This window comes from Oscillospiraceae bacterium (assembly GCA_022483045.1).
GTDB lineage: Bacteria > Bacillota > Clostridia > Oscillospirales > Acutalibacteraceae > Caproicibacterium.
Genome location: JAKVOA010000001.1, coordinates 248,472 through 260,025, shown reverse-complemented (window position 1 = coordinate 260,025; position 11,554 = coordinate 248,472). Strand labels below are relative to the sequence as shown.

Sequence of the window (11,554 nt, the reverse complement as noted above, 5' to 3'; positions counted from 1 at the left end):
TAATAGGAACATACCACTGCTTAAAAAAACGTTGCCACAGGCGGCACTTTCCTGTATAATAATAAGGAATATATATAATTAAGAGGGTTACTATGATTCTTTCTGACAAAAGCATACGGTATATGCTGCAAAACGGAACACTGCAGATTTCGCCGCTGGAGGATCAGCAGATTCAGCCGGCCAGTGTTGATATCCGGCTGGGCAGCACTTTCAGTATTGTAGAGGATGACAGTGAGCCGATTGTGCAAATGACAAAGGCTGTTACGTACAAAACCATTCAAACAGAAAAATACATTTTGCTGCCGGGGCAGTTTGTGCTGGCAACTACCCTGGAGTACATCGGTCTGCCAAATAATCTAACCGCCTTTGTTGAAGGCCGCAGTTCCATTGGTCGGCTGGGGCTTTTCATTCAAAATGCCGGCTGGGTAGACCCTGGGTTTGAAGGCGAAATTACGCTGGAACTTTTTAACGCCAACAAATGCGCAATCGAACTGCAAAGCGGCCGGCGCATTGGACAGCTGGTACTTGAGCAGCTTGACGGCGAAGCACAGCACCCCTACCATGGGAAATACCAGGGGCAGCGCGGTGCCACAGGCTCTAAAATCTATCTTGATGATGAAATTAATGATTAAGCAGAGCTTATCAAACCGCTTTTAGGCAGGCATCGCCTGCCTTTTTTATCGTCTGTAGATTCATTTTACAATACTAAATACCGAAACCTGAAGCCTTGGAGAAAAAGTGGAAAATTTAAAAATGCTGCCCGCTACAGACAACAATACTTTAAAACAGTGTTTGCAAATACGAAATGCTGCTTTTACCCTTGAAAAGGGTGTCCCTAAATCTATTGAAATCGACGAATACGACTGCCTGAATGACCAATGTACACACTTTCTAATTCAATTTAAGAATGAAAATGCAGGTACCATTCGCTGTTTAAAAGTATCTGATACTGTAATCCGAATTCAGCGATTCTGTTTTTACAAGCATTTCCGCAAAGATGGTTTAGGCAAAGCGGTTATGGAGTATATCGAAAAAAAATATCGTGAAAAAGGTATAATCAAAATCGTCATGGATGCTAAATTTGAAGTATGCGGCTTTTATGAAAAATGCGGGTATAGAAAAATGTCTGATCTATTTATAGAGGCAGGAATCGAGCATGTAAAGATGGAAAAAAATTTCATTTAGGATTCCATTACGGAAGGAATGAGCATATTCTGCGGCCTTTGGCCGGGTATTTACGGCTGGGCCAATGCCTATTTTGACAGGCAGCTGCAAAAAAGGCGCTTGCTCTTTGCAAGTATGGAGGGCTGCACCCCGGTTGGAGAAATCCTTCTCATACACACAAAATTGCAAACGGCAGGGCACCAAAAGACAAATCATCTGGGTGTCCTGCCGTTTTAATTATAAGTTTTTTCATAAAATGAGCAAAGGACCCTGCGGCAGTGTAAAGCCTGCCGCAGGGTCCTTTTTTATGCAAACCTATAGGAGTTGAAATTATTTAACGCCCATCCATTTTGCAATGACCATGCGCTGTACTTCAGAAGTACCTTCATAGATCTCGGTAATCTTTGCATCACGCATTGCACGCTCATACGGATAGTCACGGGTATAGCCGTAGCCGCCAACCAGCTGCAGGCACTCACGTGCTACATCGCCGGCAACAACAGCAGCGTCCAGCTTAGCCATAGCGGCCAGTTCGCTGTACGGCTCGCCGTCCTGTTTTGCCTGTGCTGCACGATAAACCAGCAGACGGGCTGCATCAGTTCTGGTCTGCAGACCAGCCAGCTGGAACTGTGTGTTCTGGAACTGGCTGATGCGCTTGCCAAACTGTGTACGAGCAGTCAGGTAAGGAATAGTCTGATCAATGTCGCCCTGTGCAATACCAACAGCCTGTGCACCGATGCCGATGCGGCCGCCATCCAAAGTAGCCATAGCAATCTTAAAGCCCTTGCCTACTTCACCCAGCAGATGATCCTTAGAGACTTTGCAGTCGTTAAAAACCAGCTCGCAGGTGGAAGAACCGCGAATACCCATCTTCTTTTCATGTGCGCCAATCGTGAAGCCAGGAGTGTCGCGATCAATGATGAAGGCGGAAATACCGTGGTTGCCCTTTGACTTATCAGTCATAGCAAAGACAACAAACACAGACGCAAAGCCAGCATTGGTAATGAATACCTTGCTGCCGTTGAGCAGGAAGTAGTCACCCTTGTCCTCTGCAACTGTCTTCTGCATAGCAGAATCAGTGCCGGCGCCAGGCTCTGTCAGAGCGAAAGCACCCAGCTTTTTGCCGGAGCACAGGTCAGGCATATACTTTTTCTTCTGTTCTTCTGTACCAAAGGTAAAGATAGGCCATGTGCACAGAGAAGTATGTGCAGAAAGCATTGTGCCGGTAGAGGCGCAGTACTTGCAGATTTCTTCAACTGTAGCAATGTAGCACAGGTAGCTCATGCCAGAGCCGCCGTACTCTTCCGGATAAGGCATACCCATCATGCCCATTTCGGACAGCTCATGCCAAGCATCCTCCGGGAATTTTTCCTGCTCATCAATTTCAGCAGCGCGCGGGCCAACATTCTTTACACAGTAATCATGTACCATGCCTAAGATATCTTTTTCTTCATCGTTGAACTTAAAATTCATTATACAGTACCCCTTTCGTAAACTTTAAACGGCAATCAGCCTTTCAGCTTTTTGACCTCTTCGGTAAGTACCGGAACAATATCAAACAAGTTGCCGACAACACCGTAATCAGCTCTGCCAAAGATCGGTGCATCTGCATCTTTATTGATAGCAACAACCACGTCAGCACCGCTGATACCAGCCAAATGCTGAATAGCGCCAGAAATGCCGCAGGCAATGTACAGCTTCGGACCAACTGTCTTACCTGTCTGGCCAACCTGATGAGAATGGGCGATCCAGCCCTCATCAACAGCCGCACGGGAAGCGCCAACAACGCCACCCAACGCATCTGCCAGTTCTTTAATCGGCTTAAAGCCCTCTGCTCCGCCAACACCGCGGCCGCCGGATACGATAATATCAGCACCCTCAAGGTCGACAAAGTCAGCAGTAGATTCCTTCATGACTTTCAGAATCTTTGTACGGATCTGCTCAGGAGAAACATGGAATTCTTCTGTAGTAACCGCTGCCTTGTTTTCTGTATCGGCAGGCTTCTTGAATACGCCAGGACGAACCGTGCCCATCTGGGGGCGGTTGTTCGGGCACATGATGCAAGCCATCAGGTTGCCGCCGAATGCCGGGCGGGTCCAAACCATGTTGCCTGTCTCATCATCAATGCTCAGCGCGGTGCAGTCAGCAGTCAGGCCGGTTTTCAGATTGCAGGAAATACGAGGTGCCAAATCGCGGCCCTCTGGAGTAGCGCCGATCAGAATTGTAGTCGGTGCATACTTTTCAATCAGATGTACCATAGCCAGTTCATAGGCATCGGTGGAGTATACTTTAAACTCTTCGCTGTCTACGACAATGACTTTGTCAGCGCCATGTGTGCCGGCATCTTCTACCGCTGCCTTTGTGTTGCTGCCAATGACGACTGCTACCAGTGCGCCGCCCTGCTTGTCAGCCAGTTCGCGGCCAGGATTTAACAGCTCAATGCCAACGTTCTTGGCAGAGCCGTCCTCCTTTGTTTCAATAAAAACCCAAAGGTCTTTGCTCTTAACTTCCATGTATGGCCCTCCTTAAATGACATGTGCATCGTTAAGCATGTGGAACAGCTTGCGAGCGGAATCCTCAGGTGTTTCTTCCTTAATGATTACGCCGGCAGCCTTGCGCTGTGGTACAAAGGTCTTTTTCACCTTAGTTGGTGAGCCCTTTAAACCAGCGCGGGAAAGATCGATCGTAGACAAATCGGCAGCAGCAAGCTGCTCGATTTTTGCTCTGCGAGCGGCCATTTTACGCTTAATGGTGGGGAAACGGGGGTCATAGCTTGGTTTGGTAAATGTTACCACACAGGGCAGCTGTATACCCACGAGCTCAGTACCGTCCTCAGCTTCACGAAGAACATGAAGGCCGTCCGCTTCTTCAGAGGCTTCCAGGCCATAGGTGACCTGCGGATAGCCCAAATGCTCAGCCATCTCAGGACCGACCTGTGCAGTATCGCCATCGATTGCCTGCTTGCCGCAGAAGATAGCGTCGAATTTACCTTCCAGTTCCTCAACCTTTTTAACAGCTGCGCTGAGGATATAACTGGTGGCCAGCGTATCGGACCCGCCAAAAGCACGGTCGCTTGCTAAATAGGCCTTGTCGGCCGCAATTGCCAGGCAGTCGCGCAGTGCGGCTTCTGCCTGACCAGGACCCATAGAGAGCACCACGATTTTGGTGTCAGGGTTCTTGTCCTTAATGCGGGCGGCTGCTTCCAGGGCATACCCGTCAAAGGGGTTTACAATGCTGGGCACGCCGTCACGAACCAAAGTATTGGTCACAGGATCAATCTTGATTTCAGTGGTGTCCGGTACCTGCTTAACACATACCAAAATATTCATAACAACACTCCTAACTATTTGCTTACAAGTTGACGCTGAAGCGGCTTACGCTCTGTAGCAGACCTTGCCAGGATTCAGAATCAGCTTAGGATCGAATACCTTCTTGATGCCCTGCTGCAGACGGATATTGACCGGGCCGAGGGCCTCTGCCAGGTATTTTGTCTTGCCAAGGCCGATGCCGTGCTCGCCGGAGATCTGGCCGCCCAGCGCCATGGCCTTCTGATAGATTGCGCTCATGAACTGATCGACTTGCTTGTTGAACTCTTTGGGATCCATGTCATTCGAGCAGGTGTAGATGTGCAGGTTGCCATCGCCGGCATGACCAAAGTACTTGACAGAGAAGTCAAATTTCTTTTTGATGTCAGCAACAAAGCCAACGTAATCTGCAATGGCGTTGACAGGAACAACAACATCGCATTCATCCAGCAGTTTGGTCTGCTCCTCGATGCCATCCAGGAAAGAAGAACGAGCGGCCCAGGTATCTTTCAGTTTCGGGGCAGTATCTGCAACCAAAACATCCATAGCACCGTTTTCAAGCAGCATGTCAGCAGCTTTCTCGACGATTGGGTCAAGTTCATCCTGAGAATCACCATCAAAGGTAATCAGCAGGTAAGCACCGACATCTTTGCCCTCGATCTTGCGCGGGAAGACCTGTTTGCCCAGATACTCTTCGGAAGAAACCAGAATTTCTTTCTCAAAGAACTCCAGAGCCTGCGGATGGAAATGGTTCTTTGCAAACTTCGGGACAGTGGAAATGCACGCGGCAAGGTCCTCAAAAGGCGCCATCAGGCTGATTGTTGCCTGCGGAGCAGGAATCAGCTTCAGGGTCAGTTCAGTGATAATGCCCAGCGTGCCCTCAGACCCACACATCAGGTTGGTCATGCTGTAGCCAGAGCTGGTTTTGGAAACAGTCGCACCAAAATGCACGATTTCGCCGGTCGGCAGAACAACAGTCATTGCACGGACATAGTCGCGGGTTGCACCGTATTTAACAGCACGCATACCGCCTGCGTTGGTCGAAACATTGCCGCCCAATGTAGCCAGTTTTTCGCCCGGATCTGGGGGATACATGCAGCCATGCTTGAGGGCATCGTCAGCCAGGGTCTGAAGCAGTACACCAGGCTGTACAGTCACGGCAAAGTTGTCAAGATCATAAGAAAGGATCTTGTTCATCTTTGTTGTGCAGATAACCACGCCGCCATAGATAGGCACGCAGGCACCTGCAAGGCCGGTACCGGCACCACGGGTAGTGACCGGAATGTTGTTTTCGTAGCAGATTTTCATAATTGCGGAAATTTCCTCAGTGCTTTGTGCATCGATGGAAATGTCCGGCATATGACTGCCGTAGATCGGCATTTCGTCTCTTGCGTAGTCCGGATTGACATCTGCACCGGTAACAACATGACCGGGCGCAGCCTTCTGAAGTTCGGCTAGGATCTCAGGTGTGATTGAATTGTAATTAGCCATAACAGCTCCTCCTTAAGGATAATTCTTTGAGAAATAATTATCAAGTGTAATTATCTCTTTTTTTCGTTTTTTTTGAAATTTTTTGCTTCAGTACGTATATTTCTACTAAAAATTTTGTAAATAATATGAACTATTGCAAAACCATTACAGAAATTCCATCAGGTATTACAACGAGGTGTGCATCTGCACCTTTTAATTCACGGGCGCGCGCAAGTGCGGTGTCAACGTCGGGTGCCCACTCCATCTTCATATCTTCGATAATCTGCTTCTGCGCAGGGTCAGTAATATAGATAACATGATGCTTGCACAGAACGCGGCACAAAATCTGAAATTCCCACTGGTCAGGCTTTGTCTTGTTCTGCGGTGTGGCCAAAATTTCTTTGGTCAGCTCTTCAGGTGAAGCGCAATTTTTCAGTGCATTGTAGAAGCCCTCTCCACCGTGGCCATCGTTGCATTTTGCAACCATCAGCAGCACAGCGCCATCAGCGGCAGCAGCCTCAGCAGCGGTCAGGCCTTTTACGCTCTGGTAAATGTTCTGGTCAAGCGGATAGCCGCCGTTGCTGGAAATGACGATGTCGCCTTTCTGCTTGGGACTTACTTTACAATACTTGCTCAGCAGGTCGCAGCCGGCCTGATGTGCTTTTACAGAGTCACCGGCAAAAGCCGCAACGACTTTTTTGTTTTCATCGATAATTACATTTACTATGTACTTCAGGCCGGCCAGTCTTGCGGCCTCAAGCATATCTTTGTGCAGCGGGTTGCCCTTTAGAATGCCTGTGCGCGCATACGGTGAAGCAATGAACTTTGAGCAGTGGTTTCCGAGCACCGTTACCTGGTCGCAGACACCGGGCAGAACGCTCTTGCGTCCGCCGGAAAATCCGGCAAAAAAGTGTGTTTCAATAAAGCCCTCTGACACCAGCAGGTCCGCTTTTGCGGCAGCCTTATCGATAACACAGGGTGCGCCAGATGGCAGCACACCGACCTGCATATTGGTGTCGGGATTACGGCTGTCGTGAACAACGATTTTTTCGTTGTCAACGATTTCCTGCCCAAGCTTTGAAACCATTTCTTCCTTTGACGACGGGCGGTGGAAGCCGGTCGCCACCAACAATGTAATATCGATGTCGGGATTTCCTTCCCGCAGTTCCTTGAGCATAAAGGGGATGATATGTTTGCTGGGAACAGGGCGGGTGTGGTCGCTGATAATAATTGTACAGGTCTTTTTTCCTTTGCTGAGCTCACTCAGGCGTGGGGACCCAATTGGATGTGCCATGGCTTCCTGTACCAGGGCATCTTCAGAGCCGGTTGCTTTTAGCTCGCCGATGTGAGAGGTGAGGACCTCTGCCTTTGACAAATCGGCGTGCAGAGTCATGCCTGCTTTTCCAAATGGGATTTTAATGGTATCCATGCTTTGTTTCCCTCCGTTTCTGCAAGAGGCTTTTGGGTCCTCTTGGCTTTTATAATAAAGTGTTGGTTCTTTGCAAGATTGGTTAAACCACTTTTCGGCTTCTCTAAAACTTTAACACAAATATCGCTAAATGCAATCCCCTAAATGGAATTTCTAACTTTCTCACAATTTTTCACTGTATTCTTTGTATATATAGTAAAAATTCTATTTGTTTTGCAGAAAATTATAGACATTTTAACGATTGGGGCATATAATAACCATGTTAAGCGGTCCATCCAATTTGGCTAAACCGCCCACCGGCACGAAGCTGGATGCTTGTTCTTTAGCTTTGGGGTCCTACCTCTTTGGTAATTTATTTTTTTATATTATACAACTTTTTTATGTAATTTGCTAGTATGAATTTCGTATTAGCGACAAATAATTTTGGCGGCAGAAAGGCTTCTGCCACCGCAAAAAATGAAGGAGGTTTCTTTATGTCATTACTACAGTCCATTATTGCACTCGTACCAATCATATGGATTATCGTGGCTCTGACCGCGCTAAAAATGCCCGGTCACTGGGCCTGCCTAAGCGCTATGGTGATCGCCATTGTGCTTGCGCTGACCATGTGGAAAATGCCGGCTGTTGGCATGGCCACCTCTGCTTTGGAAGGTTTCCTTTCAGCACTGTGGCCAATCATCCTAGTCATCATCGCAGCAATTTTTACATATAATTTGTCGCTGCGCAGCGGTGCCATGGATGTCATTAAAAGAATGCTCACCGGTATTTCCGCTGATAAGCGCATCATCATCCTGCTTATCGGCTGGTGCTTCGGCGGCTTCCTGGAAGGCATGGCAGGTTTCGGCACCGCCATTGCAATCCCTGCAAGCATGCTGGCTGGCATGGGCATGAACCCCGTGCTTGCCTGCCTGGTATGTATGCTGGCCAACGCTTTCCCAACAGCATTCGGCTCTGTTGGTATTCCTACAACGACCCTTATAAGCTCCACTGCTGCCACCTTTACAGCAAACTTCGGCGGCACCGGCTTAGTCCCAACCGCAATTTCTTTTACAACCATTGTACAGATGGCTCCGTTTATGATTTTAGTCCCGTTCCTGATGATCATTGTCGGCGGCGGCGGCCCCAAGGCACTGAAAGGTGTTGTCGGTATCACCCTGGTTTCCGGCATCAGCTTCCTGATTCCTGAGCTGATTGTTTCCAAGTTCATCGGCCCGGAACTGACCGTTATCGTCGGCTGCATTGTTTCTCTGCTGTGCACCATTCTAATGGCCCGCGCACGCAAAGGCAAGCCTGTTCCTGCCGAGTACGATATGCGTGCAGAAGGCGGCGGCGCTGCAGCGGCAGCAAAAGAAAAACAGGTAGATATGAAGCCTATCATCGCATGGCTTCCTTTCATCCTGATCTTTGTATTCCTGCTGCTCACCTCTAAGCTGGTTCCGCCGATCAACACTTTCCTCGGTCAATTCAAGACTTCTGTCATCATCAGCACCATGTCCAAGACAAAGACAACGTTCAGCTGGATCAACACCCCCGGTGTGCTAATTTTCATTGCCGCAATTATCGGCGGTATTGCACAGCACATTTCCGGCCGTGATATGCTGGCGACTCTGGGTGCTACTTTCAAGCAGATGGTAAAGACCATTATCACCATTATGTCGGTTATGGCTATGGCAAAGATTATGACCTTCTCCGGCATGATCGGCGATATGGCAAAGCTCTTTGTCACACTGACCGGCAAGTTCTATCCGTTTGTCGCCCCGATTATTGCGGCGATTGGTGCATTTGTCACCGGCAGCGGCACAAATACCGAGGTCCTGCTGGGGTCTCTGCAGGTACAGGCGGCAAAAGCAATTAACGTTTCGCCTTACTGGCTGGCTGCAGCGAACTCTTTGGGCGCCGGCATTGGCAAGATTATGTCTCCACAGTGCATTGCAACCGCAGTTGCCGCTGTTGGCCTGGAAGGTCAGGACAGCAAGCTGCTCAAAGGCATTTTCAAGTGGGCTATCCTGTTGCTGGTAATTGCTTGCCTGGTTGTTGGTCTGCTGCAGGGAATCGCTCCTTCGCTTATCAACTGACACATTTCCGTATTTTATTTGTCTGACTTTCAGCTTTAGCTATACAGTACCCCGATACTGAAGCAGTCCATCACATTCCTAAAAGCTGAATTTGTCATAAAAATGGCCGGTGCTTTTTACAGCACCGGCCATTTTTTATGTATCTCTTTTTTGTTATAGAAAAATATGATAAACTGAAAGAAAGAATTATCAGCCTATTTTTACGTACGCACAGAAAAAGAAAAGAGGAACAGACGTATGTCACTTACGCTTGACGTGCTCTCAAGAGCACTTTTAGGGGCAGCAGCTTTCTGCTTTATTCTGTTTTGCATCACGTATACGGTACATCCTGCCCGGCTGCGAAACGGATTCCTTTTTGATGCTTTTTTAATCGCCGCACTGGGGGGCCTGCTGTGCTGGATGGTCTCTGTTCAGCAAAAGATCATCTCCACTCTTGCGGTTGCTTTGGCCATCGTGCTGTTTCTGCTGGTGCTGTGCGGCGTATTTATTTTATTCTTTTATTTATTTACCAGTTCGGTACAAATGCTAAAGCGCGAACAGCACAGCCTGCCAAATATGCTTTCTCTGATTTTAACGGTCGGCATTATTGCACAAATTGTAATCGGCATTGCGTTTGGCTGGAACATCTATAAAAAGCCTGTCGTTTCGCTGATTTTTTCCTATGTTTTCGTCGGCGAATTTTTTCTGCTGCTCACAATGACCGCCTTTTTAACAATGCTGATTCTGCTGCACCTTCACCGGCCGCACTATAAAAAGGTGCGCTATCTGATTGTGCTTGGCTGCGGGCTACTGCATGGCAGCGATGTCTCGCCCATGCTCGCCGGCCGCATTGACAAAGCCATTCACTTTTATCAGCGGGCCAGAAAGAGGGGCCAGCACCCCACCATTCTGCTCTCTGGCGGGCAGGGCGGCGACGAGGCCCTGCCTGAGGGGACCGCTATGTACCGCTATGCGCTGGCAAAAGGAATTCCGGCAGAAGATTTGCTGGCAGAGACAAACTCAAAAAACACAGAAGAAAACCTGCGGTTTTCCAAAGAAATCATCGACGTAAAAGAAACCCCAAAAGGCGCAGCAAAGACGCGCTGTATGGTGGTAACCAACAACTATCATCTTTACCGCGCTATTTACTACGCAAGGCTTGCCGGTTTTCGCAAGATACAGGGTCTTGGCGCAAAAACGGCGAAATATTATTTCCCAAACGCTGTTTTGCGCGAATACTTGGCAGTCATGTACATCAATCGACGCTTTCAGATAGCTTTTGCCAGTATTTTGGCCCTTTTGCAGACGGCCATTGTCGTTGTTTCCTTTTCTCACTGATTTTCGCGGCAGATTTCCAGCCAATAGGTGTGGTCCAGCGGGCCGGAACCACGGCCTAAATTCAGCATTGCTTGGAGTGCGCCGGTCAAATAGTCCTTTGCATCGCTAATGCTCTGCTGCAGCGGCTTGCCAGCCGCCAGATTGCAGGCAATCGCCGAAGAAAGCGTGCAGCCCGTACCGTGGGTGTTTGGATTTGCAACCCGCTTAGAGCGGTACCAGGAAAGCGTGCCGTGGTCATACAGGCAGTCGGCAGCGTCCTTCGCCAGGTGGCCGCCCTTTACCAATACCGCCGCATGCAGGGTTTCGCCGATTTCCTGCGCAGCATGTTCCATTTGCGATTCTGTATGAACTGGAAACCCACACAGCACCTCTGCTTCCGGCAGATTAGGCGTCACAACATCCGCCAGCGGCAACAGTTCGGTACGCAGAGCACTGCATGCCCGCGGGGTAATCAGCTGGCAGCCGCTGGTAGACACCATGACCGGGTCAATCACCAGATTCTTAGGTGCGTACTGTTTCAGTTTTTCAGCAATGATATGTATGATCTCTGTACTGGAAACCATGCCGATTTTGACAGCATCCGGAAAAATATCTGTAAAAACGGCGTCTATCTGGCTTGCGACAAACGCAGGGGGCGTATCCTCTATGCCAAACACACCGGTTGTATTCTGTGCAGTCAGTGCAGTGATAACGCTCATCGCGTACATTTTATGCGCCGTGATCGTTTTTATATCCGCCTGAATGCCGGCGCCTCCGCTGGAATCTGAGCCGGCAATAGTAAGAACTTTCTGCAT

Annotated in this window: 10 protein-coding genes; 4 read left to right on the top strand and 6 right to left on the bottom strand. The window is 48.9% G+C overall.

The window, feature by feature from the left end:
- The first annotated feature begins 92 nt into the window (after positions 1-92).
- Together dcd and LKE53_01310 are read left to right on the top strand one after the other, a co-directional pair.
- Positions 93-632 carry a dCTP deaminase gene (dcd, locus tag LKE53_01315; protein ID MCH3971405.1) on the top strand — a complete coding sequence of 180 codons (540 nt, stop codon included), beginning with the start codon at positions 93-95 and terminating at the stop codon, positions 630-632.
- A gap of 106 nt (positions 633-738) precedes the next feature.
- Positions 739-1,185, top strand: a complete 447-nt coding sequence (locus LKE53_01310; GenBank protein ID MCH3971404.1) for a GNAT family N-acetyltransferase — start codon at positions 739-741, stop codon at positions 1,183-1,185.
- 309 nt (positions 1,186-1,494) lie between these two features.
- Here LKE53_01310 and LKE53_01305 read toward each other — a convergent pair whose 3' ends face one another.
- The 5 genes from LKE53_01305 to larA form a co-directional block, all read right to left on the bottom strand.
- Positions 1,495-2,637, bottom strand: coding sequence for an acyl-CoA dehydrogenase (locus LKE53_01305; protein MCH3971403.1), 1,143 nt, complete (start codon positions 2,635-2,637; stop codon positions 1,495-1,497).
- A gap of 35 nt (positions 2,638-2,672) precedes the next feature.
- On the bottom strand, positions 2,673-3,677 hold the full coding sequence (locus tag LKE53_01300) for an electron transfer flavoprotein subunit alpha/FixB family protein (protein MCH3971402.1): 1,005 nt from the start codon (positions 3,675-3,677) through the stop codon (positions 2,673-2,675).
- A gap of 12 nt (positions 3,678-3,689) precedes the next feature.
- Positions 3,690-4,493, bottom strand: coding sequence for an electron transfer flavoprotein subunit beta/FixA family protein (locus LKE53_01295; protein MCH3971401.1), 804 nt, complete (start codon positions 4,491-4,493; stop codon positions 3,690-3,692).
- A 45-nt stretch (positions 4,494-4,538) separates the two neighbouring features.
- The gene (locus LKE53_01290) at positions 4,539-5,960 is read right to left on the bottom strand and encodes an FAD-binding protein (protein ID MCH3971400.1); all 1,422 of its coding nucleotides are present in this window, start codon (positions 5,958-5,960) and stop codon (positions 4,539-4,541) included.
- Between the two features lie 130 nt (positions 5,961-6,090).
- Positions 6,091-7,368, bottom strand: a complete 1,278-nt coding sequence (gene larA, locus LKE53_01285; GenBank protein ID MCH3971399.1) for a nickel-dependent lactate racemase — start codon at positions 7,366-7,368, stop codon at positions 6,091-6,093.
- Positions 7,369-7,841: 473 nt separating this feature from the next.
- Between larA and LKE53_01280 the strand changes: the two genes are divergently transcribed.
- Positions 7,842-9,443, top strand: coding sequence for an L-lactate permease (locus tag LKE53_01280; GenBank protein ID MCH3971398.1), 1,602 nt, complete (start codon positions 7,842-7,844; stop codon positions 9,441-9,443).
- A 237-nt stretch (positions 9,444-9,680) separates the two neighbouring features.
- Positions 9,681-10,760, top strand: a complete 1,080-nt coding sequence (locus LKE53_01275) for a YdcF family protein (GenBank protein ID MCH3971397.1) — start codon at positions 9,681-9,683, stop codon at positions 10,758-10,760.
- Here the strand turns inward: LKE53_01275 and thiD are convergent.
- Positions 10,754-11,554 carry a bifunctional hydroxymethylpyrimidine kinase/phosphomethylpyrimidine kinase gene (thiD, locus tag LKE53_01270; protein MCH3971396.1) on the bottom strand — a complete coding sequence of 267 codons (801 nt, stop codon included), beginning with the start codon at positions 11,552-11,554 and terminating at the stop codon, positions 10,754-10,756. The two genes, LKE53_01275 and thiD, sit on opposite strands and share 7 nt — an antisense overlap.